Here is a 26,122-nt window from a genome sequence, read left to right on the forward strand (position 1 = left end):
AGACAAGGCATACGATGTGCCTCAGCTGCGGAAATGGTTACGCGGCAAGCGCATCGGCGTGCGCATCGCCCGCAAAGGCATCGAGTCCAGCGAACGATTGGGCCGCCGCCGGTGGGTCATCGAGCGGCCCATCTCCTGGCTGTCCGGCTACCGTCGGCTCAGCCCCCGCTACGAACGAAATCCCCGCAACTACCTGGCCTTTCTCGGTCTCGCCGCCGCCCTGTGTTGCTACAAGCGACTCCTCCGCCTCACCACATAGGACACCGTCTTACTCGTGGAAGCAGCAGGGAGCGTAAAGAGGAAGCGGCTGCATTGCGGAGCGGCCGTCGACGACGAGCTCGCGTATTTCATGAAGTTGTTGAGGAAGTCGGGTAGCTCCGTGAAGGGGCTGCACAAGGCACTGAGCAACGCTTCGGTCACCGGACTGGGGACGGACGACCTGGACGCCGCGTGTGAGAGCTTCCAGGAGGACTGGAAGTACGGCACCGAGGAGATCGGCGAGCAGTACCCCATCGCCGACAACTCCACGGAAACCGGCCGCAAGAAGAACCGCCGGGTCGCGGTCTCCTTTCCCCGCTCGGAGAGCTGACGGCAGGCCGGTCCCGCCGCACCTCGGCTGCGGGACCGGCCTCGCACCGCGCGGGTTGCGGGCGCCCTACAGCAGGTGGTCGGCCTTGCCCGCCTTGATGTCCCGGATGAGCGTCCGGAGGGCATCACGGCTGTCGGTCAGATGGTGCTCCTCCTGCCCGGCGACGGCGATGTAGGCATTGCCTTCGGTGTCGGTGCCTATGCGGAAGCAGTTGTTGCCCTCGCCGCAGAAGGGCTCTTCCCAGGTGATGCCGGCGGTCATGGTGGCTCCCTCAGAGTTCGCGGGCGATGTTGCGGACGAGGTCGCGGGAGGCCGCCGAGCGCAGCGCCGCGTCGTCCATCCAGTCCAGATGGGCACGGTACTTCGTGAGCTGGGCCTCTGCGTCGGTGAATTCCGGCCCGTGCGCGGAGTCCAGTTGCACCGTGTCCAGCTGGGGTACTGTCCCGTCGGCATACAGCAGTGCGTGCCCGGCCCCTGGAAAGCCGCTCACGCTCGTTGGAATGACCCGCACATCGATGTTGCCGCGCTCGGACTGCGCGGCCAGGTGCTCCAACTGTCGCCGAGTCGCCTCAGTGTCGCCGTAGGGCATGCGCAGCGCGGCCTCGTGGACGTAGGCGACGTACGGAAGCGGCACGGCCCGGTCGAACACCTGCTGCCGCTCCATGCGATGGGCCACTCGCAGCTCGACTTCGAGTCGACTCAGCCGGGGGAGTACGGCGACGAAGACGGCGCGGGCGTACTCCTCGGTCTGCAACAGTCCCGGTACGTGCAGGACCTGAGCCGTCCGCACGCGCGTGGCATGCCACTCCAACTCGGCGATGTCCAGCAGTCCGGCGGGCAGCGTGCCCCGGTACTGTTCCCACCACCCCCGCTCCTTGCCCTCGGCCATGGCGACCAGTGCTGAGATGTAAGTCTCGTCCGCGCAGGCATAGTTACAAGCAAGCGTGCGGATGCGCTCGGCCGAGAACGGCCTGATCCCCGACTCCATGTTGGACAGCCGTGTCCGGTCGATGCCGAGCAGACCGGCGGCGTACTCCGTGGTGACACCCGCTGCGAGCCGCATCCTGCGCAACTCCGCACCCAGTCGCTTCTGGCGCTCCGTCGGCGTGCTTCTCGTCCCCATACCGCCCCTTCTCCACCGTGTGAGTCTCAGTCTGCCGGTGAGTATGGGCCCCGACGCACCAACGATGGGGGTAATTATCTCTGAATCGTTGGACACGGTGACTCCGCCACTCGTACGGTCAGTGACAGGTCGATCACACTGCTCCGCCCACCGGAAGCGCATCGCGCGAGCCTGCCCGCACTCCTGCCCTGGGAGGGCTGGCTCGCGTCAGGGAGACAAGCCACCGCTCGGAGTCGGAGCCGGAGTTCCTCACCATCCACCTGCACGCCAAGGGAGTTGCCGCCGTGCCCGCACCCTTCACGACCTGCCCGCCCCCGTCCGCCACGGACCTGCCGCCCACCCGCCCCGCCCCCGAAACCCTCGCCTACAGCTTCACCCTCCCCGGGGCCCCGCAGAGCCCGTCCATCGCGCGCGCCGCAACCAGAACGGTCCTGCGAACCCACGCCCTCGACGACGTGACGGACGCTGCGGTCCAAGTGGTGAGCGAATTGGCGGCCTGCGCCTGCCGTTTCACCCCCGTCGCCGAGGTCTATATGTCGCTCCGCTACCGGGACGGCGCCCTGCGCGTGATCCTCTACGACGGCCACCCCCGCCACCTCAACCCCCGCCTCGCCGCAGCCTGCGAGTCCCGTCGCCGAGCCGCCCTGCGGGTCCTGTCCTGCGTGGTGAAGTCCTGCCGCGGCGACTGGGGTTTCGGCGAGGCCCGCGAACCGGGCGGCGGTACCCGGATGTGGGCGGTACTGCCGAGGGAAGGCGCGAGCTCGTACCTGTACGGCTGACTCGTTCTGCGCCGAAGCAGAGGACCGCAGGCGCGGAGACACGTGGCTGCCGGGTCTGGAATCGTGGTGCTTGTGCCAGCCGCAACAGGCCCACACCTCACAGGAATTAGGCCTGAGGTTGGGTCCGTGGGCCCAGGTGGCCTGCTGTGACCGAGCGTTACGCTCTGGACCTGGATTGACGAGGGGGATCGAGGTCATCCGGAACAGCCGGACGCGGCAGCGGTTCCGTGTTCACGGGCCGACGGAACCGTGCAGCCGAGGCTGTATGACGTGCGCGTGCGGGCTCCAGGGCGGAGACCCGCCACGACTCGACATACCAGCAGCCGCAGCCGCAGCCGCCTCTGCATCATGCCCTGGAGGCGCATCCCTACGGCCATTCTTCCCCTGACTCATCCTCCTGCTCGGCGAGTTGAGGAGTGGCATGTCTGCGTTCGGGGGCGTTCCGGTGTGGGGGGACGGTGATGGGCCGTCGACGGGGAATGGACGGCGCCGGGAGCTGCCCGGGCCGCTGTCGGTCGCGTTGGTGCTCGTCCACACGCTGTTCGCGTTCTCGGTGCTGGGCGGGATCGGTCTGCTGTTGACGGCGGCGTCGCTGGACGCCGTGGACGGTCGGCTGCTGGCGCAGGTGGCGTTCGCGGCGGCGCCGGGCACGATCGGATGGGTGCTCGCGCGCAGGTCGTGGTCAGGCGGCGTGTGGGTGTGGCGGGGCCTTCTCGTCCTGCAGGCATGGCTGATCGTCGCCGCTCTGGGCAACGTTGGAGATGGCTCGGGGCGGGGCTTCACGCAACTCTTCTTGCCCATCCTGATCGTCGTGTTCCTGACCCGTCGGGAGAGCCGGGAGCGGTTCCGGCTGCCGGATCCGGAGCGAGCGGATCGTCGCCCGTTCTCGGTGGCGCGGATGATCCGCTGGCGCCGGGACGAGGGACAGACGGCGGTGGAGTACGCGGGGCTGGTGGCCGTGGTCGCGGCGATCATTGCCGCGCTGGTGGTCGGCGGGCTTGGGACGCAGATCTTCACCGGCATTCAGTCGGCGGTGTGCAAGGTCACCGGTACGGCGTGCCCGGCGGCGACGGGAAACGGCGGCGAGGAGGTTCAGGCCGGGGACGGCGCGGACGGGACCGACGGTGAGGGGCCCGACGGTGAGGGGCCCGACCGTTCCGGAGCAGCCGGCCAGGACCAGGAGGGCCAGGGCCAGGGTGATCAAGGCGACGGTGATCAGGGCCAGGGTGATCAGGGCAACGGCGGTCAGGGCAACGGCGGTCAGGGCAACGGCGGCCAGGGTGACGAGGACGGCGGATCGGGTGACGGCGGTACCGGGAGCGGCGGCACCGGAGGAACCGGGCCCGGCGGAGCCGACTCCGGAGGTCAGGGCGACGGCGGATCCGGCCCGGGTGGCCAGACCGGCGGGAACAGCGGAGGGAGCGGCTCCGCCTCGCAGGGCGGCGACGGCGGATCCGGCGGTGTCACCGGCGGCGTCCCCGGCGAGGACACCGGCGCTTCGTACACCGAGGAGACGGACGAGGAGAAGAACGACGCAGCAGAGGGCGAGCCGGGATGGGAGGAGGACGAGCAGGCCGCCGAGGACAGCGCTGACGAAGGCGGCGAGGGCTGCACCTCCGGCGTCGGGGCCTTCTTCCGCTGTGTCGGGGACCAGTTCAAGCAGGTGGGGCAGGGCCTCTTCGTCGACGGCATCTGGGGTGACGTCACGGGCATCTGGGACACGGTCACCAACCCGGGTGAGGCGTGGGAGGGCCTGAAGGACTACGGCAGCTCGCTGGGCGACCAGTGGTCCGAGGACGCCAGGGACGCGGGCGAGAAGTGGGAGAACGGCGACTACTTCGACGCGCTCACCGACTGGGGCGGCGCGTCGTGGAACGCCGGCGTCAAGGTCCTGGACGACGTGTTCGTGGGCGACGAGGTCCGCGACCAGTGGAACAACGGCGAGAAGACCCGCGCGGTCACGAACGTCGCCTGGAACATCGGCTCGCTCTTCATCCCCGGCTACGGCGAAGCCAAGATCGTTCAGAAACTCGGCAAGCTGGGCAAGCTCGGCAAGCTCACCGAGAACGCGGCGAATGCGGCGGAGGATGCCAAGAAGGCAGCCAAAGCCGGAGACGCTGACGCCGCCGGGAAAGCAGCGAAGGAGGCCGACGAGGCGGCGGACGCGGCCGAGGAGAGGGCGAGGAAGTCCGGCTGCGCCATCGCCTCCGCTCCCGGCCGCCGCACCCCGTACGGCGACACCCCGGGCCTGACCGGGTCGGCCGGCGGCGGCACCACGGTCCTCGCCGCCGGCGGGTCCCGCTCCCCGTACGTCGTGCTGGCCGAGGGCGGCTGCGACGAAGAGGCAAAGAAGCAGGCCGAGGAAGCCCGCCGGCAGGCGGAGGAGGCCGAGAAGGCCGAGAAGGAAGCGAAGAAGGAGGAAAGCCGCAAGAAGGTCGCCAAGTGGAAGAAGCCGTCCTGGTACAACGACCTGAAGAACCCGCGGAAGGGCTCCAAGGATGGTGGCGACGGTCACTGGAAGGCCAAGAAGGCGGTGGCGTACTGGCCGAAGTCAGAGGTGTGGATGCGCTACCAGGAGCAGGTCTCCAAGGTGAAGCGCGGTAAGGAATACGCTGTCAAGGACCCGAAGACCGGCAGGGACGTCGACTTCGACGGTTGGGACTCGTCACGGCAGACTTACGTCGAGGCGAAGTTCGGCTACGGCAACAAGGTGCGGGCGGACGGCACGCTCGAACCCGCTCAAGCGAACAAGTTCGTCGAGCAGGCGCGGCGGCAGCTGAGCGCAGCGAACGGGAAGCCGGTCGAGTGGAACTTCTCCAACAAGGCGGTGGCCGAGGCGGCAGAGGAAGCCTTCGACGAAGCCGGTGTCGCGGTGGTCGTCAAGTACACGCCGTGGGAGAAGTAAAAGACGGGAGTGCGGATCATGAGTGCGGTGACGGTGGCTGTGCACTGGTGGGCCAGGTCTGAGACGCCGCAGGAGCAGGCGGAACGCTGGTTGGTTCTCCTCGCCCGGCTGACGGCGCTGTCTGACGACGAGCTGACGGAGTGGCGCTGGGACGTGGACCATGACGGCCCCGGCCCACTGGTGCCCCGGCGTGCGGGTGCGTTCGCGACAGCGCTCCAGGCGGCAAACACCCATGATGACGTCGAGATCATCGGCTGGACAGCTCACGTGGTCGGCCGCCGGCAGGACGGTGGCTACGTCCAGGTGTGGATCTCGGCGGGCGGCACGGACGAGCACAGCCCGTTCTTCGTGATCGTGAAGCTCTTCCCCGGGCCCGGGGCGTCGGCCCCTCCGCTCGCGGACCGTCTCGCCGAGACCCTCGCCGCGCTGGCGGAGGCCTGGGACCCGGACACCGGTCTCGCCTACGATCGTGAACTGTTCAAGACCGTCAAGGCGACCTACGGTCTGTCGGCTCCCGCTCCCCGCTGCGGCTGGTCGGTCTACCTCTCCGAGAACCGCGCCGCGCGCGTCCCCGACGACTTCACGGCCCGGCGGCTGCCCACCGAGCACGGCGGCCTCGTCCTGGACCTCGCGCCGAACCCTGGCGAGACCCCGGCCACCGAAACGGTCCTCGCCGCCCACAAGGCCCTCGCCGAGAGCGGCGCCCTGGAACCCATGCCCGTACCCGCGACGGGTGCGAAGCTGTGACGATGAGGGCCGGCGAGCGGTTCGAGACCCCCGGACCGTGTCCGGCGACGAGGCGCCGCTGACGCCGTCGGCTGTCGGCTGTCGGCTGTCGGCCCGGACAGTGGCTGCCCCATCGCCGAGCTGGAGAGCCGGCGGTGAACGACGAAGCAGTGAGGCCCCTCGGTGATCGTGCAGCAGTACCTCGCCCAGATCGACGAACTCCTCGCGCGCCCCCTGACCGGGAGCGACGCCTACCACCTCGTGACCCTGCGCGAGAGCCGTGACTTCGCTCCGCCGAACGACGACTGGGACGAGCTCATGCGGACCAGTGAGGAGTTCGCGGGGGAGCTGAAGCATCTGGCAGCCGCGTTGGACGCCCGATGGGGTCCGCACGCCACCCTGTCCATGGAGGGTTACGCCTACGCCTTCATGGATCCGGACGACGACGACCTCTCGCCCTTCTTCCGGGACCTGTGCGAGAGCGGATACTTCGGCGACCTCCTGTACTGGCGGGTCGGCGACCGTCTGCTCGCCGCGAGCGTCGGTCATGAGGACAAGGAGGAGCCGGTCGTGCTGTTCGCGGGAGTGACCGGTTCCAGGGAGGGGTTCCCCACGTAGGAGCGAGAGGCCCCCGGTTAGGCGCACGGGCTGCTCGCGGTTGACCCCCTGTTCGGAAGGCAGTCCGAGTGGGCCTACCACGCGCCGACGCACTCGTCCCCCGGTCGCGCTTCCACAACACTGGCCGCCGACACACTGTGCGCGGCGGCGTGCCACCGATCAGCCGACCGACACCAATGTCATGAGCGGGTACTACTGGCGTCGGCGTCGTGCGCCTGACTCCGCGCCACGACAACTTCCACCCGAGCCCCTTTCCGCAGCCCCCATTCACCCATCACCCCGGCCTCCGCCTCCACCACATGCCGGGCCCGCGGCCGAGGCATCCCCAGCCGCCCCGGCCGCATGGTGCACACGTCGATGACGCGCAGGCCGCGATCGAGATAGGCGGCATCGATCGGCCACGAACTCTGCGTCGCGGGGACGGAGGCGTACCGGCTCGGCCTGGTCGCCGGGAAGGGGCTCCCCGCGGCGCCTTGAGACAACGCGCGTCCCGACGGTCAGGCGCCGCAGGCCCCGTTTCCGCCGAGGCTGATCATGGCGCGGTACAGCTGCTCCTCGGTGAGCGGCGGCGCCGGCAGCGGGTGGGCGCGGTCGGTTCGGAAGCCGTCGAGCAGAAGGTAAAGGTGGCGGCGCCAGGCGTCCGGGGCGATGGCGTGGGTGGCCTCGGTGACGCGGCTGTGCGACCAGATGACGAAGGCAAGGTCCTCGGGGGTGAGGTCGGGGCGCAGGCTGCCCTGCTCCTGCGCACGCTCGACGATGTGTACACCGAGTTCGCGGATGCGGGTCTGGGCGCCCGCCAGGCAGGCGCTCTCCGGCAACCGTATGGAGGCCAGGTCGTTGAACCCCCGGTCCTGTGACTGGAGTTCGCACATGGTCTCCAGGAAGTGGCACAGCCCCGCCCAGGCGTCGTCCATGGTGACGGCCTTCTCGGCGGCCTCCCGCCAGACGGCCAGCTTCCCGGCGAAGGTTGCCTGCACCAGGTCCAGTCGGGTGGGGAAGTGCCGGTACAGCGTGCCGATGGCCAGCCCGGCCCGCTTGGCCACCTGCTCCAGGGGAGCCTCCATGCCCTGCTCGGCGAAGCAGGAGCGGGCCGCGGTGAGCAGGGCCTCGCGATTGCGCTGCGCGTCGCGCCGCAGTGGGCGGACAGGGGCCGGGTTCCCGGCGGAGGCGGACGGAGAGTCGATGGCCATGTCACCCAGCCTACCAACCGGAGGGGTGCCTCATATTCTCTGCTACGATCCAAGAACATGAGGCAGCCCTCGACTTTCAGTCCTGACCGCTGTCGGGGCGGGAGGTGCCCCTCATCTGTCCAGCCCGTCCGACCAGAGGAGCACCACCCATGCCCGTCATCGCCGTCATCGGGGCAGGCCCCGGCCTGGGCCTGTCCATCGCCCGCCGCTTCGGAAGGGAGGGTTTCCAGGTCGCCCTGGTCTCCCGGACTCAGGACAAGCTCGACGCGCTCGCCGCGCGGCTCGCCGAGGAGGGCATCGAGGCCGCGGGCTTCGCCGCGGACGTGACGCGTCCCGACTCGCTCCAGTCGGCGCTCGCCGCGGTCGCCGGCCGGTTCGGGGCCGTCGACGTACTGGAGTACTCGCCCGCCGACCCCACTCTCGCCGGCGCCGCCGCAGTCGACGCCACGGCGCAGGACCTCCACAAGCAGCTCGACTACTACCTGTACGGAGCGGTTGCCGCGGTCCGTCAGGTGCTGCCCGCCATGCTCGAACGTGGCAGTGGCACCCTGCTGTTCTCCACGGGCGCCTCCTCGGTCCGGCCGCTGGGCGGCGCGTTCGGCAGCATCGGCGTCGCGGCGGCGGCCCTGCGCAACTACGCCATGACCCTGGGCGTCGACCTCGCCGAGCGCGGTGTGCACGCCGCGCACGTGGCGATCGGGGTGTTCATCGGCAGCGGTCCCGGCACCGAGCCCGAGACCATCGCCGAGCACTACTGGGACGCGTACACCAAGCGCGACCAGGCCGAGATCGTCCACACCGTCCCCGGCGGCATCTGGTGAGCACCTCCGGCACGCCCGCGGCGAACACGGCCAGGCCACCCATGGTGAAGATCTTCCGAGCCGCCAACAAGGTCGTACGGCCGCTGCTCGCCTCCCGCTTCCACAAGCCGCTGAGCGGGCGCCTGATGCTGCTCACGTACAAGGGGCACAGGACGGGTCGCGAATTCACGGTCCCCATCGGCTACTTCGACTGGGATCCCGGCACGGTGCTCGCCATGTCCTCCCAGCTCGGCTGGATCCCCAGCCTGCGCCAAGGGTCCGCCGTCCGGCTGCGCATCCGGGGCCAGGACCACGGCGCCGTCCCGACGGTCGTCGAGGACTCTGAGGAAGTCGCCGCCCTGCTGGGTGAGTTCGGCCGGCGCAACGGGCCCAAGGCCGCCAAGGGGCTGATACTCGGCAGTTCGGTTCCAAGCGCAAGTGGAAGATCGTCAGTGACAAGAACTGCAAGTACTGAGGGGCCATGAGGAACAACGTAGCGGCGCTGGTCGTTGCTGTCGTGAGCGTGCTCTGCGCGCTGGCGTTGCGCGCAGTGGACGCGCCCGTGTGGGCGTTCGTCCTTGTGGCAGCCATCCTTGCCACGTGCATCGGCGGTGCCGCCGTCCTCCGTCGCCGGGCGAACGGGGAACCGGACGCGGTGACACAACCCAGCTCTTCCTCCCACTCCTCGTCCTCTACTTCCTCACCCGAGAGGAGAGCCGCGACTGGTACCGCCTCCCCGACCGGGAGCGCGCCGAACGCCGCCCCTTCTCCCTGCCCCGGATGATCCGCTGGCGCCAGGACGAGGGCCAGACGGCGGTGGAGTACGCCGGCCTCATCGCGGTCGTCGCCGCCGTCATCGCGGCCCTCGTCGTCAGCGGCCTGGGCCCGCAGATCGACTGGTCCAAGATGAAGGACCCGGAGCGCGCCAAGGCGTACCTGGGCATCGACTGAGCGGACGACGGAGACGAGACGTTGGTGGGACGCAGGGATGAGTGAGCCGGGCACGGATCCGAATGCCGAGGAGATGTGGGATCCGCAGGTCGCGCGGTGGCGCGACCCGGAGGGTGACTACGTCCTGCCCCACGCCCTGCGGTCCCTGCCCCAGCCCTGGGACGGGAGCGACTGGAGGCGGGTCGCGGAACTGCCCCGCACCGACGAGCGGTTGGCCGAAGCCCACCGCGTGCTGACCGTGCTCCTGGAGGATCCGGCACTGGCCCCGCAGGTGCCTCAGCCGCCGTCCCCCGGCCTGCTGTGGCAAGTGTGGGAGGAATTCCACCAGGCCGTCGGGGAGAGCATGCCCCGCCCGAGCCAGGTGACCTGGTCCGGTGTTGACGAGCTGGTCCGCGCGTGGCGGGACCGACCGCAGCTGTATCCGCTGCACCGGCATGTCGTGCGGCACGTCGAAGCGGCGATGCTGGCCCTGATCCCGTCGCTGCGGGACGACATCGCCGACTCGGTGTTCCGCTGGCTGGCTCTCGAAGCTGACCCGGGTCGATTCGCCGACTGGGCGGTGGGCCTGGCCGAGCGTTGCGTGACCGAGGACATCGGTGCCGACTCTGCCCTCGAACTGCTCGGAGCGATGGGCGGCCCGGAGGCCAGGGCGGCACTGGAGCGCCTGTCGGTGAAGCCGGACGGGCCGGCGAGTTGGGAGAACGCGGAAGCCGCACAGAGCACGCTCTACGACCTGGGGAGCGAATGATCTATGGCCTGCTGATGGCCGGGATGCCGATTCCGCCCGCCTCGCTCGCCGATGCCCTGGCGGAGGCCGTGCGGACGGAAGGCGTCGACGTGGACGTGGCCGACAGGGACGACGACCAGGGTCGGCGCGACTGGAGCGCACCTGTCCTGCGTGGCTACATCAGACTGCGCGGCGACGACACCCTGGTCAACGAGGACCCCAAGGAACCGGAACTCGCCCGCCGCCTGGCTACGGCGCTGGGCGTTCCCGTCCTCTACCCGGCCGAGAAGGACCTTCCTCCGTCGGCCTACTGGCTGGCGACCTCGACAGGACAGTCGGTCCGCGCCCGGCTGTACTCGACGGACGACGAACCACCGGTGCACACGATCGACGCGGTCGACTCCGCGGTCTCCCAACTTCCGCACGTGCGGGTGAGCGACCTGCCGTAGAAGTCCCCCTGAACGAGGCCCTAACCCTCCTCCCCTTCCACGACAACCTCCATCCGAGCCCCTTCTCGTACCCCCCACTTTCCCATCGCCCCGGCCTCCGCCTCCACCACATGCCGGGCCCGCGGCCGAGGCATCCCCAGTCGCCCCGGCCGCATGGTGCACACGTCGATGACGCGCAGGCCGCGATCGAGATAGGCGACATCGATCGGCATGCGCATACGGAAGGTGTGCACGCTGCTCGCGGGGGAGAGGAGGATCGCCCCGTCGATGCGGCCGCGTCCCAACAACCCCCTGGTGCGAGCCCGATAGGAGGTGGCGATCTCCAGCGGCACCCTGACGGACGGCCCTCCATCACCCCCGTGAACGACCAGCTCCCCACGCCCGTCCCGCCAACGCCGCCCCATCCGGACCCCCTCCGACCGCGCCGTCTGCCGACACGCAACTCTTTGCTGCTTCCTGACTGAAACGCCCCGCACGGCACCACTGTTGGCCAACCCATTGGCGCGTTATGCAACCGTTACGGCCGGAACGGGACGACGAATCGCCGATTCCTCCCCATACTCCGCTCCAGTTGACCAGCTTCACCCTGGTGCGGCTGCACCCCGCTGGATAGCTTTGGTTCGCTCAAGAGAAGCCTCGCCTCTGACCGGGAGCCGAACCGTGAACCGCCGCCCCACCCTCCTCGCAGCGCTCACGCTGACCGCCGCTGCGGCCCTGACGCTGTCCGCGTGCGGGAGCGATGACAGCTCCAAGGGCAAGGACAACGACAAGATCGCGGGCGCCGACACAGGGGACAAGGCGTCGCCCTCCCCCTCGCCGAGCGCTGCGGACTCAGCTGACCGGCCGAAGATCGAGCTGCCTTCAGACCTCTCCTACACCTTCGACTGGCCCAAGACCGGGGACAAGGACAAGGACGCGATCCTGGCCGACGGCGAGCAGTCCATCAAGGCCGTCGACCTGGCGATCGTCAACCAGAACGCCCTCGACAAGGCGTACCTCTACTACTACGAGGGGGAGGCAGCCGCCGGCACGCAGAAGTTCGTCCAGAACTACGTCGACCACAAGGCGGCCATCACCGGCGCATACCGCTTCTACGCTCCGCAGGTAGCGGTCGACAAGGACGGCACGGCCTCCCTCAGCTACTGCGAGGACCAGGGCAAGGCGTATGTGAAGGACCTCAAGACCGACAAGGCCAAGAAGACCGAGGTCACCGCCAAGAGCTACGTCATCTACCACACGTCGCTCAAGAAGAACGACAAGGGCGTCTGGGTGATCCAGAAGATGGTCTCGCAGAGTGGGAGCCCCAAGTGCCAGCCATGAAGCGCCCGTTGAAGAGGCTCTCCGCGGTGCTCACAGCCGGCACGTGCTGGTCGCTCCTGGCCCTGCCTGGAGTGGCGACCGCTGACGACACCCTGGGTGGCGACACACAAGGCGCCACCCAGGAGGCCAACGCAGGCAAAGACGGCACCGTCTCCGTCACCGTGGGCGGCGTCGTCTTCGACCGTTCGAAGAACGGCAGCGGCAACTCCGCGGGCGCGCTCACGTCGTCCACGTCCTGGACTCCGCCCCCCTGCTGGTACGCCCCGAAGTACACCCCCGAACAGCTGCAGAAGTACCTTGAACCGACCTGGGAGGCCGGTTCGACGGGTTACCAGTGGGACGCCGAGCAGCGCGACAGGTACGTCAAGGGGCACCCGTACAAGGACTTCAACAAGGACAAGACCGGGAAGGGCTATTTCTGGGACTCCTTCGTCAACAAGGACTTCCCTCCGGGCTGGGACTCCTGTGAGGAACCCATCTTCTGGGTGGACCAGGGCGACCCTCCGCCGGCGAACATCGAGAACGCCGTCACTCCGAAGGTCCTCGCCGAACTCGCCTACGCGGAGATCCGCGTCCCCAGCACCGAAGTCACCCTGGCGCCCGCCGCCGCGACCAAGGTCAACCTGCCGACTTGGGCCTGGCTGGACGCTGCCGACTTCAAGCCGGTGTCCGTCACCGCGTCCGTACCGGTCATCGGCATCTCGGCGACCGCGACCGCGAAACCGGTGTCCCTCAGGATCGAGCCGGGCACCAAGGACGCCGTCACCTACCCGGCCTCCGGCGTCTGCGAAGTCAACAACGACCGCATCGGCCAGCCCTACGCCAAGGGCAAGGCCGACCAGACGCCGCCCTGCGGAGTGAGGTACCTGCGCTCTTCGGGCAACGGCACGTACCCCCTCCAGGCCACCATCACCTGGGAGATCGACTGGACCGGCAGCGGCGGCGCAAGCGGCGACCTCCCCGACGGCACGTTCGGCGCGACCCAGGACGTCGTCGTACAGGAGATCCAGGCCGTCAACCGCTGAGCCGAGCCTCGGACCCGACCGCCCCGCCCGCCCGGCCAGCTGAATGCATAACGTTCTTCACTGTCACGTGGCGGGTGACCAACCGGGCTCCGCGGAAGGTCATCGCTGCCCGCGCGGCCGTGGGCAGCGAGCGTGCCGAGCACATCGAGAGTCTCGACCTTCCCTGCGGCCCGGCGTCACTCGTACAGGAGCGCCTGACCGCCCCGCCGGAGTCTGCGCTTTTTCAGCGGGAGCTGCTCCAGGTCACCGCATACGTTCCGTGTCCCGACGCTGTGCGGGTGGTGGTGCTCACCTTGGCCACTGCGGCGATCGGACGTGCGCAGCACTACCGTGCCCTGCTCCGGGATATCGCCCAGACAGTGACCTTTGACAACCCGCTCCCAGACGTGTCCGACGAGGATTGACATGGCCAACATTTCCTACACCACAGCCTGGGAAGACTCAGCTACGCGTCGGGCCTGGACGAAGCTCATTGCCTGCGCGATCCTCGGCCAGGCTCTTTGGCCGGCTGCGTGAGTGGGAATGCTGGCCTGGTACGTCAGATCGCCGACCTGGGCCCTGTGGCTGTTCTTCGTGCCGATGCTCTACGCGTTCTACCGGACCTGCCTGCAGCCCGCGTACTTCGTCTGGGCCTTCCGTGCACGTCGTCTTCTCCGGGAATATCCGTGGCAGGTTTACAAGAACCCGGAATGCGGCATCGGAAGGATTCCGGAGGCCGGGCCGGCTGACGTCTGGCTGAAGTTCCCCGATCCTGAACGCACCGCCGAGATTGGCATCGTGATGCGTTCCCACCTCCGGGCGACGTTCTGGGTCAGGCGTCTTGGCCCAGGCGTGAAGCCGGCAAAGGCATCACAGGTCGAAGAGGTCTGGTTCGCGGGGGACCCCCGCTTCGCCGGCGTCATCGCAGTCCCCGGCCCTCGACGCCTCTATGTCATCTGCCAGTGCCTGAGCTGCAAAGGCATTTCTGCCGGAGCACAGGGAGCCGGCCCGCAGGCCGTCGAACGCGCCTGTCGCGCAGGCGTCCGGGTCGAGGGGCCGTCCCCGATGGCACCAGGTGCCGTGGAGAACTGATCCTTTCCAGGACTGCCAGCTCCGCTTCCCGAGGCCGTAAACACGTTGTTGGGCGTCTCCCCAACCGGGTAAGAACGGCTGCATGACCCCACTAGGCGCCGTATTCCGCCCCCAACTTGCCCCCGAACGACTGAAAGCTGTCTCTCGAGTCGCAGACGCGGCCGGTCTCGAAGAGCTCTGGCTCTGGGAGGACTGCTTCAGAGAGGGCGGTATCTCCACCGCCGCCGCAGCCCTCGCGTGGACCGAGCACGTGCGGGTCGGGGTCGGGCTGTTGCCCGTGCCCTTGCGGAACGTTGCCATCACCGCCATGGAGGCCGCCGCGCTGCACCGGATGTTCCCCGGGCGGGCGATCCTCGGCGTGGGGCATGGCGTGCAGGACTGGATGGGGCAGGTCGGCGCCCGGGTCGAGTCGCCCGTCACCCTGTTGCGGGAGCATCTCATCGCGCTGCGGGCCCTGTTGGGCGGCGAGCGGGTCACGGTCGACGGGCGGTACGTCAAGCTCGACGACGTCGCTCTCGACTGGCCGCCGGAGGGTCCGCACAGCGGGGTCCTGGCCGGGGCCACCGGGCCGCGGTCGCTGCGGCTCACCGGCGAGGCCGCCGACGGCACCATCCTCACCGCCGCCACCAACGCCGAGGGCGTGCGCAAGGCGCGGCAGCTCGTCGACGAGGGGCGCGCGGCGGCCGGTCGTGCGGCCGGGCCCCACCCCCTGGTCGTCTATCTGCTCACCGCCACCGGGCCCGGCGCCGCCGCCCGGCTGCGCGCCGAGCTCGCGGCCGAAGGGCTCGAAGCGGTTCCGGACCTCGGGGTCGCCGGAGACGCCGGGGCCGTCGCGAAAGCCGTCGAGCGGCTGGTCGAGGCCGGGGCCGACAGCGTCGTGCTGCAGCCGACCGCGGACGAGCCCGACCCGGAGGGTTTCGTGCGGTTCGCGGCCGAGGACGTGCGTCCCCTGGTTCCCTGAGGGCTCGTTGTCAGTGCCGGCTGGCACACTCCGGGCATGAGCGAGGACGACGTGGACGTGCGTCTGCGAGACGTTGTGGAAGCCGACCTGGAGGACCTGCTGGCGTACGAGCATGATCCGGAAGCCGTTCGGCGGTCGAGGTTCACGCCTCGGCCGCGCGACGCGTTCCTGCGGCACTGGAAGACCAAGGTCCTCGGGGACGACACCGTCTTCGTGCAGGCCGTGACCGTCGACGGTGAGGTCGCCGGCAGCGTCGTCGCCTGGTGGGACGGGGACCGCCGCTTCCTCGGGTACTGGCTCGGACGCCCGTACTGGGGCCGCGGTATCGGCAGCCGGGCCCTGGCCCTGTTCCTGGACCGGGAGCAGAACCGGCCTCTGTACGCCGACCCCGCCGGTGGGAACACCGGTTCCGTACGCCTCCTCGAGAAGCACGGCTTCCAGCGGACCGGCACGGTACGGCACGGCGAGGACGAGCACGTCGTGTTCGTCCTCCCGTGAGAAGGCACCGCAGGCCGTCGCCCCGCCTCGGCAACTCGCCGGCACGCCATCGCGCACGGCGAAGTCAACACCCTCGCCCAGCTGCCGATGGGATACCCCGGTCCGCTGACCACGCCTCCGTACTGCCCCGCCTCTGACACATCAATTGCCGAGCGTCCCCGCCCGGCCCCCTGCCACCATTCCCCCATGGCAGAGCAGCAGGAATCCCACCCCTCACGCCCCACCACCTTCGAAGACCTCCTCGCCGAAGGCGCCTCCGTCCCCACGGACGGCTGGGACTTCTCCTGGTTCGAGGGGCGGGCGACGGAAGCACGCCCCTCCTGGGGATACGCCGTGTCGATGGCCGAGCGGTTGAGCCGGGCGAGTGCCGTGCTCGATGTGCAGACCGGGGGAGGAGAGGTGCTGGACTTCGCCCTCTCCAAGGCCGCAGCCGAAGCCAAATCCCCAGCGAAGACTCCAGCCGAGCCCACCACCGACACCGCCGCCCCCAACCCACCCCTCCTCACCATCGCCACCGAAGGCTGGCCGCCCAACGTCGCCAAGGCGACCGCCTTGCTCCGTCCCCGCGGCGTCGCGGTCGTCGCCGCCGCCGAGGACGACCTCCTGCCCTTCGCCGACGGCGCCTTCGACCTGGTCGTCAGCCGTCATCCCGTCCGCCCGCACTGGGATGAGATCGCCCGCGTCCTCCAGCCCGGCGGGACCTACTTCGCCCAGCACGTCGGCCCGGGCAGCGTCTTCGAACTCGTCGAGTACTTCCTCGGGCCGCAGCCGGACGACGTGCGCAGCGCCCGCCATCCCGACCGTGAGCGTGCCGACGCCGAGGCCGCCGGGCTCGACGTCGTCGGTCTGCGAGCGGAGCGGCTGCGCATGGAGTTCCACGACATCGGCGCGGTCGTGCACTTCCTGCGCAAGGTGGTCTGGATGGTCCCCGGCTTCTCCGTCGAGGCGTACGAGCCGCGGCTCCGGGAGCTGCACGAGCGCATCCAGGCCGAGGGCCCCTTCGTCGCCCACAGCACCCGTCACCTCTTCGACGCACGCAAGCCGGGCTGATGCGCACCGTGCGCATGATCATGCACCGGCCGGCCTGACGCGCACCAAGCGCATGATCACGCGTGCGGCCCCACCGTCACCTCTCCCACCACCAGCTCCGGCGTCGCCTCCAGCACCTCGCCCACCCGCTCGACCTGCTCGCCCAGCTCCCGGTGCTGCCGCGCCGTCAGCCGGACGAGCGGCTCGACCGCGACGGTCGTACGACGGCCCCGGCGCCGCTGGTGCCACACCCCCGCCACCACACCGTCGACGAGCAGCACCGGGTGGTTGCCCGCCTGGCCGCCCCCGAGGGCGCGCTGGTATGCCTTTCCGGGAAACAGCCGATCGCGGGGCTGCCCGGCGACGACGAACGCGTCGAAGTAGGGGAGCAGGCGCACACCCCGGGCCGGGCCGTCCGGGAAAGCGGTGTCGCCCGCCGCCACCCACGCCGGTGCCCCCTCGAAGCGGACCTCCTCGATACGGCCCGCTGCGGCCAGTTCACCGAACAGGGCCGTGACCCAGCCGGGCGGCGCCGCCAGCCAGCGCGCGAAGTGCTGCGGTGTCGCCGGGCCGTACGCGTGCAGATAGCGGTCGACGAACGCGGACAGGGCATTCCCCGCATCCGCCCCGCGCTCGCCTCGCTCCCCCCGTACCGGGCGCGTGTACGTCGCCTTGCGGCCGCGGTTCGGTCCGAAGCACAGCGCGCCCGCCCAGCCGGCCCGGTGCATCACCTGACGCCAGCGCGGCCACAGGTCCTGGAACGCCGGCATCACGCGGTCACCGGCCCAGGGGCCCGTACGGGCGACGACCTCCTCGGACAGCTCGTCGAGGGTCAGGTACCTCCCGTCGAGCGCGTCGCCGATCGCCGTCACGACCTCGTCGGCCTGCTCCTCGGTGAGCCGTACGCCGGGCGGGAAGGGGCTCGGCCCGGTCGGTACCGCGGTCAGCGCCGCCGAGAAGAGGGGGAGTTCACGGGCCGGGAGGAGATGGACCGTGCCGCGGGGGCCGTACGTCTTCACCAGGGACCGGTCGTCCCAGAGCGCGGCCCGCACGTCCGCCCGGGTCACCCCGTCCGCCCGTATCCCCACCGACAGCTCCGCCGCGGAGAGCACCTGCGCGTGCGCGCCCAGCATCGCTCCGACCACCTCGGCCACGGGCGTGCCGGTCCCGGCCGGCCCGGCCAGGAACTGCCGCTCCGCCCGGCGCGCGCTCGCCGCGTCCCACGTGATCTCCACGGTCGTCGTCATGGTGCGACGCTAGACGGGGAAGAGGACAGATCCTGGCCTAAGGACCCTTAAAGCCGGGTCGATCCGCGCCGATCGTCGGGTCACTCCTCTCGCTCACTGCACTTGCGCATCTTCCGACGAGAGTTTTCACATCGTTATCGCCCGCGGCTCGCCTCCGCGTCGCCGCTCACGTAAATTCGGACGTGGCAATTCGCGTGAGCAAAGCTGCGCGGGCGGTACCGCGCAGTGGAGGGGGCTGCGCGGTGCCAGGGCCTCCCCCTCGAACCGGCGCGGCGGCGATGTCGAGTCGGCAAAGCGGTGAATCGCGGACGGCCCAGGAGTCGGCTCCGGGTCAAGCGGATACGCGCGGCCGGGTCACCCGTCGGAGGGAAGCCGGGGCAAGTCACCCGAGCGGCCCCCAAGATGCGGCAAATCCTCCGGATCCGGCCCCCGGGGCGCCCGATTTCCCAGCGTATGGGCCTTGCTCCGGGCAGAAGCGCGCCCTGAACGAGAGGTTCCGCGGGCACCGCCGCGTCGCCGGGCGGCTCCGGAGAGTAGTTGTGGCACGCCGATGCACGCAGCATCACTTACGAAGGGTTATGGTGGAAACCCCCCCTCGGGCCGGTCCGTCTCCCCCCCACGGACCGGCCCGTTTTTCTTGCTCCGCCGGGCGGCTCGAACCCCCGGCCGGAACCGTTCGTTCCGCCCCAATTGGCGGCCCACGGCCGCAGCGGGGGTAGGCTTCGCCTCCGGGGACTGCCGTACGGGCAGGGACCGCCCGCGGCCACGACCGGGCCGCACGCCGCGGCCTGTCCGATCCGTACCGGAGGGGCTGACAATCACGTGAACCTGCGCGACAAGCTGCGTGGCCTGCTGGTCAGGCTGTACGCACGCCGGGTGGAAGGTCACCTGGACCACGCTCAGGTGCCCAAGCACATCGGCGTCATCATGGACGGCAACCGGCGCTGGGCGAAGGCCGCCGGTTCCAGCACCGTCGACGGTCACCGGGCCGGTGCCGGAAAGATCGAGGAGTTCCTCGGCTGGTGCTCCGAGACCGATGTCGAGGTCGTCACCCTCTGGCTGCTGTCCACGGACAACTTCGACCGGCCGCAGGAGGAGCTCGTCCCCCTGCTCGGCATCATCGAGGACGTCGTCCGCACCCTGGCCGCCGACGGCCGCTGGCGCGTGCACCACGTCGGCACGCCGGACCTGCTGCCCTCCGGGATGCAGACGGTCCTCAAGGAGGCCGAGGAGACCACCGCGCACGTCGACGGGATAGTGGTCAACGTCGCCATCGGCTACGGCGGCCGCCAGGAGATCGCCGACGCCGTGCGGTCGATGCTGCTCGACGCCCAGGACAAGGGCACCTCGATGGAGGCGCTCGCCGAGGCCGTCGACATCGACATGATCGGGCGTCACCTCTACACGAGCGACCAGCCCGACCCCGACCTGGTGATCCGCACCAGCGGCGAGCAGCGGCTGTCCGGATTCATGCTCTGGCAGACCGCGCACTCCGAGTACTACTTCTGCGACGTGTTCTGGCCGGCGTTCCGCAAGGTCGACTTCCTGCGCGCCATGCGCGACTACGCGGCCCGCCACCGGCGCTTCGGCGGCTGAAACACCCCGTCACCGGACACCGCGGACGCGGGACGTCCCACGTCGCAACACCTCCCGGTACCCCGCTGAAGACGCACGTAACACGGAGTTCACCGGCTCGCCGTCATATGCCGTGGCATGGCGACGCTCGTTCGAGGGCATAACCCAGTCAGGTCGACGCCCGAACCACGGGTGTCGGATCTCAGCGGACGGCACGGGGCCGTCCGCCCGGGAGGCCCTTTGCACCAGCCCGATCGTGCGGTCACAGCACGGACGAAGAGGCGGAGGGCCGGTTTTCGGCCCGCGCAGGGCGGCCGACGACCGGTCCAGCTCCACTCCGTCGCTCCCCGACCTCATCCGAGGGGGTACGTCCTTCCGTGGTGACCAGCACAAAGCGCCACAAGCCCGACCGGCGCACCTATGTTCTCGACACCAGCGTCCTGCTGGCCGATCCGAACGCCCTGAACCGCTTCGACGAGCACGAGGTCGTGCTCCCCATCGTCGTGGTGACGGAACTGGAGGCCAAGCGGCACCATCCCGAACTCGGCTACTTCGCCCGGCAGGCCCTGCGTCTGCTCGACGAGTTCCGGGTCCGGCACGGTCGCCTCGACGCCCCCATCCCGATCGGGGACCTCGGCGGGACCGTCCGTGTCGAGCTCAACCACTCGGACCCCAGCGTGCTGCCCAGCGGCTACCGCCTGGGGGACAACGACTCCCGCATCCTCGCGGTCGCCCGCAATCTGCAGGCCGAGGGGTTCGACGTCACCGTCGTGTCGAAGGACCTCCCGCTCAGGATCAAGGCGTCCTCCGTCGGACTCCTCGCCGAGGAGTACCGTGCGGAGCTCGCCATCACGGACTCCTCCGGCTGGACCGGAATGTCCGAACTGACCCTGCCCGGTGAGCAGGTGGACATCCTCTTCGAGGAGGGGCACGTCCACGTCCCCGAAGCCGCCGACCTGCCGGTGCACACGGGCCTGATGATCCAGTCGGAGCGCGGCAAGGCACTCGGGCGGGTCACGCCCGAGGGCAACATCCGTGTCGTACGCGGGGATCGTGAGGCGTTCGGCATCAAGGGCCGCAGTGCGGAGCAGCGGATCGCGCTCGATCTGCTGCTCGACCCGGACGTCGGGATCGTGTCGATGGGCGGCCGGGCCGGCACCGGCAAGTCGGCGCTGGCGCTGTGCGCGGGCCTGGAGGCGGTGCTGGAGCGCCGTCAGCACCAGAAGGTGATGGTCTTCCGTCCGCTGTACGCGGTGGGCGGGCAGGAGCTCGGCTATCTGCCGGGGTCCGAGGCCGAGAAGATGAGCCCCTGGGCGCAGGCGGTCTTCGACACCCTCTCCGCGGTCACGTCCCGTGAGGTCATCGAGGAGGTCACCGCGCGCGGGATGCTGGAGGTCCTGCCGCTCACCCACATCCGCGGACGCTCGCTGCACGACGCGTTCGTGATCGTGGACGAGGCCCAGTCGCTGGAAAGGAACGTACTTCTTACCGTTCTGTCCCGGATCGGGGCCAATTCACGGGTGATCCTCACCCATGACGTGGCCCAGCGGGACAACCTCAGGGTCGGCCGGTACGACGGTGTCGTCGCCGTCGTCGAGAAGCTGAAGGGTCATCCGCTCTTCGCGCACGTGACCCTGACGCGGTCCGAGAGGTCCCAGATCGCCGCCCTTGTGACCGAAATGCTCGAAGACGGGCAGATCTGACCGTCCTGTAGCAAGGAGTGGCGGTTACGCGATAGTTGGCGCCGTCCGGAAAAGGCCAAGAGCCTAGCCGGGCGGCGCCTTCGCGTGTGGCCGTTCCGTGGAATTTCCTACGTCAAACGGGATGTGAGCTTTCACACGCAACGCGGAATTGCCTTGCCCCGTCGTGGTACGGCAGAGTCTCACTCCTGTCAGGCCCCGCATACGACACACCTGTACCCCCAGCGGTACGGCACCACAAAAGCAACAGCATCAACTGCATAGCGATGTCGTATGCCGCCCGCGCAACACGCGGCGCTCCCCTCGGGGGAGTTGCCCACCGGGCCCGCGCCTCCCGTGACCCCGCAGTTGGGGAGGCCAGTGCCAGGGGCACGATTGCGTCCGCGAGGGTCACCGAAGCGGGCGATGCTGGAAGGAAAACCGTGTGAGCCGGATCTCGGTCCGGGGATTCGCAGTGGCTTCGGCCACGGCGGTCACCGCTGTCGGAAGCGTCGTCGGCGTTGCCTCGGGCAGCACCGCGCAGAACAACGACGCCGAAGCGACGGCAAGCGGCGCGACCTTGCTCGCGGACATCCCCGCGGGCCAGCAGGCCCAGGTGCAGACCGCGTCCCTGACGCAGCAGGCCGACGCGCAGGCCATCCAGGCGGACGTGAGCGCGAAGAAGGACGCCGAGGAGGCCGCCCGCAAGGCCGCCGCCGAGACGGCCATCGCCAAGAAGGAGGCCGCCAAGGAGGCGGCCGAGAAGGCGGCAAAGGAAGCCAAGGAGCGCGCGGAGGCCAAGGCAGCCGCCAGCCGCTCCAAGGACGTCTCCGACTTCCCCGTCGCGACCTCCTACAGCATCGCCCAGCTCCAGGCCATGGCACGGCAGATGGTGCCGTCGGGTCAGTTCCAGTGCTTCAGCAACATCGTGGACCACGAGTCCGACTGGAACTACAAGGCGGTCAACCCCTCCTCCGGGGCCTACGGCATGTTCCAGGCGCTGCCCGGTTCCAAGATGTCGTCCGCCGGCGCCGACTGGCAGACCAACCCGGCCACCCAGATCAAGTGGGGCCTGAACTACATGAACGACCGCTACGGCAGCCCCTGTGAGGCCTGGTCGTTCTGGCAGGCCAACAACTGGTACTGAGCCGACCGGCCCACGGCCGAACCCGTCGTATCCGCGAGCCCCGCACCGTCGTCCGGTGCGGGGCTCGCGCCATGTACGGTCGGACGGACGGCTCCCCGGGGGAGTGGTGCGCCAAGACGGGGGAAAAGGACGGATCATGTCGCGAGTGCCAGGGTGGCTCGGCCGGCTCGGAGCCGGCCTGACCGAGATGAGCGAGCGGTACAACGAACGCCGCGCCGAGGCCGAACGGGAGCAGGACGACCCCGAGTCCCGGACGCTCGCCGACGAACACGTGCCGCCGCCCCCGGACTACGCGCCCGACATCGCCGCCCGCCCCGATCCCGCGCTGGCCGTGCCGTGGGGGGTACGGGTCGCCGCCGAGGCCGGCTGGCGGCTCCTCGTCCTCGCGGGCACCGTGTGGGTGCTGATGCGGGTCATCAGCGCCGTCCAGCTCGTGGTGCTCTCGTTCGTCATCGCGCTGCTCATCACGGCGATTCTGCAGCCGACGGTGGCGCGGCTGCGGCGCCACGGTGTGCCGCGCGGGCCGGCGACCGCGCTGACGGCCATCCTCGGCTTCGTCATCATCGGCCTCATCGGCTGGTTCGTGACCTGGCAGGTCATGGAGAACATCGACGACCTCTCGGGCCAGATCCAGGACGGCATCGACGAGTTGCGGAACTGGCTGCTGAACAGCCCCTTCCACGTCACGGACAAGCAGATCAACGAGATCGCCACGAATCTGCGTGAGGCGGTCGGTGCGAACACCGACCAGATCACCTCGGCGGGTCTGGAGGGCGTGACGGTGGTCGTCGAGGCGCTCACCGGGATCCTGCTGGCGGTCTTCGCGACGCTGTTCCTGCTCTACGACGGCAAGCGGATCTGGGAGTGGACGCTGAAGCTGGTGCCGGCGGCGGCGCGGCCGGGAGTGGCCGGAGCCGGTCCGGCGGCGTGGCGGACGCTGACGGCGTATGTGCGGGGCACGGTGATCGTCGCGCTGATCGACGCGATCTTCATCGGGCTGGGGATCTACTTCCTCGATGTGCCGATGGCCGTGCCGCTGGCGGTGTTCATCTTCCTGTTCGCGTTCATCCCGCTGGTGGGTGCGGTGGTGTCCGGGGCGCTGGCGGTGGTCGTCGCGCTGGTCACCCAGGGGGTGTTCACGGCCGTCATGACCCTGGCGGTGGTGCTCGCGGTGCAGCAGATCGAGGGGCACATCCTGCAGCCGTTCATCCTGGGGCGGGCCGTGCGGGTGCATCCGCTGGCGGTGGTGCTGGCGGTGGCCTGTGGGGGAGTGGTGGCCGGGATCGGCGGTGCGGTGGTGGCCGTGCCGCTGGTGGCGGTGACGAACACGGTCGCCGGGTATCTGCGGGCGTACTCGCAGAGGACCGCGCTACGGCATGCGGTGCGGCCGCGCGGGGCCACGGCGGTGAGCGCGGAGCCGACCCCGCAGACGCCCTCGGAGTAGTCCCGGAGCTCGGAACACCAGCAGGGCCCCGTCCACCGGTCAGGTGGACGGGGCCCTGCCATGCGAGGCGTGCGGCCGGGGGTTACTCGGCCAGAACCGCCTCGGCGTCCAGCGTGACGCCGACCGCCTGGATCACGGAGGCGATCTTGAACGCCTCCTGGACGACCTCGCGGTCGAGGCCGGCCTTGCGGAGGACCTGCTCGTGGGAGTCCAGGCACATGCCGCAGCCGTTGATGGCGGAGACCGCGAAGGACCACAGCTCGAAGTCGACCTTGTCGACGCCCGGGTTGCCGATGACGTTCATCCGCAGGCCCGCGCGCAGGTTGCCGTACTCGTGGTCCGACAGCAGGTGCCGCGTGCGGTAGAAGACGTTGTTCATCGCCATCACCGCGGCGGCGGCCTTGGCCGCCGTGTACGCCTCCGGAGACAGGTTGGCCTTCGCCTCCGGCTCCAGCTCGCGCAGCACGATCGGGGAGCGCGAGGCGATCGCCGTCGACAGCACCGTGCCCCACAGCTGCTGGGCCGGCAGGTCGGAGTTGCCGATGACCGAGCCCAGGTTGAGCTTCAGGTCCTTGGCGTAGTCCGGTATCGCGGACTTCAGGGCATCCAGCGACATGTCAGATCACTCCCCGGAGAGCAGCGCGACGGGGTCGAGGGTCTCGTCGCCCTTCGACCAGTTGCAGGGGCACAGCTCGTCCGTCTGGAGCGCGTCCAGGACCCGGAGGACCTCCTTCGGGTTACGGCCGACCGAGCCCGCGGTCACCATCGAGAACTGGATCTCGTTGTTCTGGTCCACGATGAACACCGCGCGCTTGGCGAAGCCGTCCTCGCCCTCGATGCCGAGGTCGCGCATCAGCTCGTGCTTGGAGTCGGCCATCATCGGGAACGGCAGGTCACGCAGGTCCTCGTGGTCCTTGCGCCAGGCGTGGTGGACGAACTCGGAGTCACCGGAGAAGCCGAGGACCTGAGCGTCGCGGTCCGCGAACTCCTCGTTCAGCTTGCCGAAGGCGGCGATCTCGGTCGGGCACACGAAGGTGAAGTCCTTGGGCCAGGCGAAGATGACCTTCCACTGACCCTCGTAGGTCTTGTGGTTGATCTGCTCGAACTCCGCGCCCTTCTCCAGCGAGACGCAGGCGGTCAGGTCGAACTCGGGGAACTTGTCACCGACGGTGAGCACACACTCTCCTTGCAGCGAAGAAACTCCCGGATTGCGGGCGTTTCCCATGGGTTGGACTGTGTTGATGTTGGCACAGGCTCGATTGATTACGGAAATAGCTACACTCGGTCGAGTTGATCGGAGGTAGTTATTAGTGACTGTCGGTAATAAGCGCAGGCAGCCCAGCCTCGCCCAGCTCCGTGCCTTCGCGGCGGTGGCCGAGCACCTTCATTTCCGGGACGCGGCCGCGGCGATCGGCATGAGCCAGCCCGCCCTCTCGGGCGCCGTGTCGGCCCTGGAGGAGACACTCGGAGTGACGCTCCTCGAGCGTACGACGCGCAAAGTGCTGCTCTCACCCGAGGGCGAGCGGATCGCCGCACGGGCCAAGGCGGTGCTGGGGGAGGTGGGGGCGCTCATGGAGGAGGCCGACGCGGCCCGGGCGCCCTTCACCGGGGTGCTGCGGCTCGGGGTGATCCCGACGGTCGCGCCCTATCTGCTCCCGACGGTCCTGCGGCTCGTCCACGAGCGGTATCCGCACCTCGACCTCCAGGTGCACGAGGAGCAGACCGCCAGCCTGCTCGACGGCCTCGCCGGCGGCCGGCTCGACCTCTTGCTGCTCGCCGTGCCCCTGGGTGTACCGGGCGTCGCCGAACTGCCCCTGTTCGACGAGGACTTCGTGCTCGTCACTCCGCTCGACCACTGGCTCGGCGGGCGGGAGGGCATCGCGCGTGAGGCGCTGCGCGAGCTGAATCTGCTGCTGCTGGACGAGGGGCACTGTCTGCGCGACCAGGCCCTCGACATCTGCCGGGAGGCCGGCCGCGACGACGTGCCCGTCACCACGACCGCCGCGGGCCTGTCCACGCTGGTGCAGCTCGTCGCGGGCGGGCTCGGCGTCACACTGCTGCCGCGCACCGCCCTCAAGGTCGAGACCTCCCGCAGCAACCAGCTCCTCACCGGGTACTTCGCCGACCCGGCCCCCACCCGCCGGGTCGCGCTGGCGATGCGGACGGGGGCCGCGCGCGGCGCGGAGTACGAGCAACTGGCGGCCGCCCTGCGGCAGGCGCTGCGGCCGCTGCCCGTACGGGTGCTGGAGCGGGACGCCTGACGACCCGT

At 69.6% G+C, this 26,122-nt stretch carries 30 protein-coding genes and 1 pseudogene; 23 read left to right on the forward strand and 8 right to left on the reverse strand.

Going from position 1 to position 26,122, the window contains the following annotated elements; translation table 11 throughout:
- Together G3I77_RS15850 and G3I77_RS41195 are read left to right on the forward strand one after the other, a co-directional pair.
- Positions 1-259: transposase (locus tag G3I77_RS15850; protein ID WP_248504282.1), on the forward strand; the 259-nt coding region annotated here is incomplete at its 5' end.
- Positions 260-274: 15 nt separating this feature from the next.
- Entirely contained in the window at positions 275-589 is a 315-nt protein-coding gene (locus G3I77_RS41195; protein WP_374385398.1) for a hypothetical protein, read from the forward strand.
- Between the two features lie 66 nt (positions 590-655).
- Here the strand turns inward: G3I77_RS41195 and G3I77_RS15860 are convergent, their stop codons facing one another.
- Together G3I77_RS15860 and G3I77_RS15865 are read right to left on the reverse strand one after the other, a co-directional pair.
- Positions 656-850 (reverse strand): hypothetical protein, encoded by a 195-nt coding sequence (locus tag G3I77_RS15860; RefSeq protein ID WP_248504283.1) that lies wholly within the window; start codon positions 848-850, stop codon positions 656-658.
- A 10-nt stretch (positions 851-860) separates the two neighbouring features.
- On the reverse strand, positions 861-1,712 hold the full coding sequence (locus G3I77_RS15865; protein WP_248504284.1) for a helix-turn-helix transcriptional regulator: 852 nt from the start codon (positions 1,710-1,712) through the stop codon (positions 861-863).
- A gap of 284 nt (positions 1,713-1,996) precedes the next feature.
- Here G3I77_RS15865 and G3I77_RS15870 point away from each other — a divergent pair, with 284 nt between their 5' ends.
- The 4 genes from G3I77_RS15870 to G3I77_RS15885 all read left to right on the forward strand — a co-directional run bounded on the left by G3I77_RS15870 (position 1,997) and on the right by G3I77_RS15885 (position 6,740).
- Complete coding sequence (locus tag G3I77_RS15870; RefSeq protein WP_248504285.1) at positions 1,997-2,491, forward strand: ATP-binding protein; 495 nt, start codon at positions 1,997-1,999, stop codon at positions 2,489-2,491.
- A 421-nt stretch (positions 2,492-2,912) separates the two neighbouring features.
- Positions 2,913-5,396: a Tox-REase-5 domain-containing protein gene (locus G3I77_RS15875; RefSeq protein WP_248504286.1), complete on the forward strand. Its 2,484-nt coding sequence runs from the start codon at positions 2,913-2,915 to the stop codon at positions 5,394-5,396.
- A gap of 18 nt (positions 5,397-5,414) precedes the next feature.
- On the forward strand, positions 5,415-6,143 hold the full coding sequence (locus G3I77_RS15880) for an Imm52 family immunity protein (RefSeq protein WP_248504287.1): 729 nt from the start codon (positions 5,415-5,417) through the stop codon (positions 6,141-6,143).
- Between the two features lie 162 nt (positions 6,144-6,305).
- A complete protein-coding gene (locus G3I77_RS15885) occupies positions 6,306-6,740 on the forward strand; it encodes a hypothetical protein (RefSeq protein WP_248504288.1) in 435 nt (144 codons plus the stop codon).
- 179 nt (positions 6,741-6,919) lie between these two features.
- Here the strand turns inward: G3I77_RS15885 and G3I77_RS15890 are convergent.
- Positions 6,920-7,138: pseudogene (locus G3I77_RS15890) on the reverse strand (hypothetical protein); the annotation flags it as partial.
- A gap of 99 nt (positions 7,139-7,237) precedes the next feature.
- Positions 7,238-7,930 carry a TetR/AcrR family transcriptional regulator gene (locus G3I77_RS15895; protein ID WP_248504289.1) on the reverse strand — a complete coding sequence of 231 codons (693 nt, stop codon included), beginning with the start codon at positions 7,928-7,930 and terminating at the stop codon, positions 7,238-7,240.
- A gap of 149 nt (positions 7,931-8,079) precedes the next feature.
- Between G3I77_RS15895 and G3I77_RS15900 the strand changes: the two genes are divergently transcribed.
- From G3I77_RS15900 to G3I77_RS15920, 5 genes are all read left to right on the forward strand, one after another.
- Entirely contained in the window at positions 8,080-8,751 is a 672-nt protein-coding gene (locus G3I77_RS15900) for an SDR family oxidoreductase (RefSeq protein WP_248504290.1), read from the forward strand.
- 41 nt (positions 8,752-8,792) lie between these two features.
- Positions 8,793-9,215 carry a hypothetical protein gene (locus tag G3I77_RS15905; RefSeq protein WP_248504291.1) on the forward strand — a complete coding sequence of 141 codons (423 nt, stop codon included), beginning with the start codon at positions 8,793-8,795 and terminating at the stop codon, positions 9,213-9,215.
- Between the two features lie 115 nt (positions 9,216-9,330).
- Complete coding sequence (locus tag G3I77_RS15910) at positions 9,331-9,681, forward strand: hypothetical protein (protein ID WP_248504292.1); 351 nt, start codon at positions 9,331-9,333, stop codon at positions 9,679-9,681.
- A gap of 37 nt (positions 9,682-9,718) precedes the next feature.
- Positions 9,719-10,429 (forward strand): hypothetical protein, encoded by a 711-nt coding sequence (locus G3I77_RS15915; protein ID WP_248504293.1) that lies wholly within the window; start codon positions 9,719-9,721, stop codon positions 10,427-10,429.
- Positions 10,426-10,857 carry a hypothetical protein gene (locus G3I77_RS15920; protein WP_248504294.1) on the forward strand — a complete coding sequence of 144 codons (432 nt, stop codon included), beginning with the start codon at positions 10,426-10,428 and terminating at the stop codon, positions 10,855-10,857. Before G3I77_RS15915 ends, G3I77_RS15920 begins: the two co-directional genes overlap by 4 nt.
- A 20-nt stretch (positions 10,858-10,877) precedes the next feature.
- Here G3I77_RS15920 and G3I77_RS15925 read toward each other — a convergent pair whose 3' ends face one another.
- Positions 10,878-11,261 (reverse strand): DUF192 domain-containing protein, encoded by a 384-nt coding sequence (locus G3I77_RS15925; RefSeq protein ID WP_248504296.1) that lies wholly within the window; start codon positions 11,259-11,261, stop codon positions 10,878-10,880.
- Positions 11,262-11,517: 256 nt separating this feature from the next.
- Here G3I77_RS15925 and G3I77_RS15930 point away from each other — a divergent pair, with 256 nt between their 5' ends.
- From G3I77_RS15930 to G3I77_RS15960, 7 genes are all read left to right on the forward strand, one after another.
- Positions 11,518-12,177, forward strand: a complete 660-nt coding sequence (locus tag G3I77_RS15930) for a hypothetical protein (RefSeq protein ID WP_248504298.1) — start codon at positions 11,518-11,520, stop codon at positions 12,175-12,177.
- The gene (locus G3I77_RS15935; protein WP_248504300.1) at positions 12,174-13,202 is read left to right on the forward strand and encodes a hypothetical protein; all 1,029 of its coding nucleotides are present in this window, start codon (positions 12,174-12,176) and stop codon (positions 13,200-13,202) included. The genes G3I77_RS15930 and G3I77_RS15935 overlap by 4 nt, the downstream gene beginning before the upstream one ends.
- A 74-nt stretch (positions 13,203-13,276) precedes the next feature.
- A complete protein-coding gene (locus G3I77_RS15940) occupies positions 13,277-13,606 on the forward strand; it encodes a hypothetical protein (protein WP_248504302.1) in 330 nt (109 codons plus the stop codon).
- Positions 13,607-13,724: 118 nt separating this feature from the next.
- Complete coding sequence (locus G3I77_RS15945; protein WP_248504303.1) at positions 13,725-14,273, forward strand: hypothetical protein; 549 nt, start codon at positions 13,725-13,727, stop codon at positions 14,271-14,273.
- 82 nt (positions 14,274-14,355) lie between these two features.
- The gene (locus G3I77_RS15950; RefSeq protein ID WP_248504305.1) at positions 14,356-15,234 is read left to right on the forward strand and encodes an LLM class flavin-dependent oxidoreductase; all 879 of its coding nucleotides are present in this window, start codon (positions 14,356-14,358) and stop codon (positions 15,232-15,234) included.
- Between the two features lie 36 nt (positions 15,235-15,270).
- Positions 15,271-15,732, forward strand: a complete 462-nt coding sequence (locus tag G3I77_RS15955) for a GNAT family N-acetyltransferase (RefSeq protein WP_248504307.1) — start codon at positions 15,271-15,273, stop codon at positions 15,730-15,732.
- Between the two features lie 186 nt (positions 15,733-15,918).
- Positions 15,919-16,782 (forward strand): methyltransferase domain-containing protein, encoded by an 864-nt coding sequence (locus G3I77_RS15960; protein WP_248504309.1) that lies wholly within the window; start codon positions 15,919-15,921, stop codon positions 16,780-16,782.
- A gap of 56 nt (positions 16,783-16,838) precedes the next feature.
- On the opposite strand, the gene G3I77_RS15965 is transcribed toward G3I77_RS15960, so the two are convergent.
- On the reverse strand, positions 16,839-18,008 hold the full coding sequence (locus tag G3I77_RS15965) for a winged helix DNA-binding domain-containing protein (protein WP_248504311.1): 1,170 nt from the start codon (positions 18,006-18,008) through the stop codon (positions 16,839-16,841).
- A gap of 822 nt (positions 18,009-18,830) precedes the next feature.
- On the opposite strand from G3I77_RS15965, the gene G3I77_RS15970 reads away from it, so the two are divergent.
- From G3I77_RS15970 to G3I77_RS15985, 4 genes are all read left to right on the forward strand, one after another.
- On the forward strand, positions 18,831-19,604 hold the full coding sequence (locus tag G3I77_RS15970) for an isoprenyl transferase (RefSeq protein ID WP_248504313.1): 774 nt from the start codon (positions 18,831-18,833) through the stop codon (positions 19,602-19,604).
- 356 nt (positions 19,605-19,960) lie between these two features.
- Positions 19,961-21,286, forward strand: coding sequence for a PhoH family protein (locus G3I77_RS15975; RefSeq protein ID WP_248504315.1), 1,326 nt, complete (start codon positions 19,961-19,963; stop codon positions 21,284-21,286).
- 421 nt (positions 21,287-21,707) lie between these two features.
- Positions 21,708-22,409: a transglycosylase SLT domain-containing protein gene (locus G3I77_RS15980; RefSeq protein ID WP_248504317.1), complete on the forward strand. Its 702-nt coding sequence runs from the start codon at positions 21,708-21,710 to the stop codon at positions 22,407-22,409.
- 136 nt (positions 22,410-22,545) lie between these two features.
- Positions 22,546-23,853: an AI-2E family transporter gene (locus G3I77_RS15985; RefSeq protein WP_248504319.1), complete on the forward strand. Its 1,308-nt coding sequence runs from the start codon at positions 22,546-22,548 to the stop codon at positions 23,851-23,853.
- 82 nt (positions 23,854-23,935) lie between these two features.
- Here G3I77_RS15985 and G3I77_RS15990 read toward each other — a convergent pair whose 3' ends face one another.
- Entirely contained in the window at positions 23,936-24,469 is a 534-nt protein-coding gene (locus tag G3I77_RS15990; RefSeq protein WP_248504321.1) for an alkyl hydroperoxide reductase, read from the reverse strand.
- Between the two features lie 6 nt (positions 24,470-24,475).
- Positions 24,476-25,030: a peroxiredoxin gene (locus tag G3I77_RS15995; RefSeq protein WP_248504323.1), complete on the reverse strand. Its 555-nt coding sequence runs from the start codon at positions 25,028-25,030 to the stop codon at positions 24,476-24,478.
- Between the two features lie 133 nt (positions 25,031-25,163).
- Here G3I77_RS15995 and G3I77_RS16000 point away from each other — a divergent pair, with 133 nt between their 5' ends.
- Positions 25,164-26,114: a LysR substrate-binding domain-containing protein gene (locus tag G3I77_RS16000; protein WP_248504325.1), complete on the forward strand. Its 951-nt coding sequence runs from the start codon at positions 25,164-25,166 to the stop codon at positions 26,112-26,114.
- Positions 26,115-26,122 lie beyond the last annotated feature (8 nt).

Origin of the sequence: Streptomyces sp. D2-8, assembly GCF_023184515.1 — a bacterium.
Taxonomy (GTDB): Bacteria; Actinomycetota; Actinomycetes; order Streptomycetales; family Streptomycetaceae; genus Streptomyces.

What these genes read in the sequence shown, in the direction of transcription:
- G3I77_RS15860 (WP_248504283.1), bottom strand. Translation starts at nt 850, where the DNA reads ATGACCGCCGGCATCACCTGGGAAGAGCCCTTCTGCGGCGAGGGCAAC.
- G3I77_RS15865 (WP_248504284.1), bottom strand. Translation starts at nt 1,712, where the DNA reads ATGGGGACGAGAAGCACGCCGACGGAGCGCCAGAAGCGACTGGGTGCG.
- G3I77_RS15875 (WP_248504286.1), top strand. Translation starts at nt 2,913, where the DNA reads ATGTCTGCGTTCGGGGGCGTTCCGGTGTGGGGGGACGGTGATGGGCCG.
- G3I77_RS15880 (WP_248504287.1), top strand. Translation starts at nt 5,415, where the DNA reads ATGAGTGCGGTGACGGTGGCTGTGCACTGGTGGGCCAGGTCTGAGACG.
- G3I77_RS15895 (WP_248504289.1), bottom strand. Translation starts at nt 7,930, where the DNA reads ATGGCCATCGACTCTCCGTCCGCCTCCGCCGGGAACCCGGCCCCTGTC.
- G3I77_RS15900 (WP_248504290.1), top strand. Translation starts at nt 8,080, where the DNA reads ATGCCCGTCATCGCCGTCATCGGGGCAGGCCCCGGCCTGGGCCTGTCC.
- G3I77_RS15905 (WP_248504291.1), top strand. Translation starts at nt 8,793, where the DNA reads ATGGTGAAGATCTTCCGAGCCGCCAACAAGGTCGTACGGCCGCTGCTC.
- G3I77_RS15915 (WP_248504293.1), top strand. Translation starts at nt 9,719, where the DNA reads ATGAGTGAGCCGGGCACGGATCCGAATGCCGAGGAGATGTGGGATCCG.
- G3I77_RS15920 (WP_248504294.1), top strand. Translation starts at nt 10,426, where the DNA reads ATGATCTATGGCCTGCTGATGGCCGGGATGCCGATTCCGCCCGCCTCG.
- G3I77_RS15925 (WP_248504296.1), bottom strand. Translation starts at nt 11,261, where the DNA reads ATGGGGCGGCGTTGGCGGGACGGGCGTGGGGAGCTGGTCGTTCACGGG.
- G3I77_RS15935 (WP_248504300.1), top strand. Translation starts at nt 12,174, where the DNA reads ATGAAGCGCCCGTTGAAGAGGCTCTCCGCGGTGCTCACAGCCGGCACG.
- G3I77_RS15945 (WP_248504303.1), top strand. Translation starts at nt 13,725, where the DNA reads ATGCTGGCCTGGTACGTCAGATCGCCGACCTGGGCCCTGTGGCTGTTC.
- G3I77_RS15950 (WP_248504305.1), top strand. Translation starts at nt 14,356, where the DNA reads ATGACCCCACTAGGCGCCGTATTCCGCCCCCAACTTGCCCCCGAACGA.
- G3I77_RS15955 (WP_248504307.1), top strand. Translation starts at nt 15,271, where the DNA reads ATGAGCGAGGACGACGTGGACGTGCGTCTGCGAGACGTTGTGGAAGCC.
- G3I77_RS15960 (WP_248504309.1), top strand. Translation starts at nt 15,919, where the DNA reads ATGGCAGAGCAGCAGGAATCCCACCCCTCACGCCCCACCACCTTCGAA.
- G3I77_RS15965 (WP_248504311.1), bottom strand. Translation starts at nt 18,008, where the DNA reads ATGACGACGACCGTGGAGATCACGTGGGACGCGGCGAGCGCGCGCCGG.
- G3I77_RS15985 (WP_248504319.1), top strand. Translation starts at nt 22,546, where the DNA reads ATGTCGCGAGTGCCAGGGTGGCTCGGCCGGCTCGGAGCCGGCCTGACC.
- G3I77_RS15990 (WP_248504321.1), bottom strand. Translation starts at nt 24,469, where the DNA reads ATGTCGCTGGATGCCCTGAAGTCCGCGATACCGGACTACGCCAAGGAC.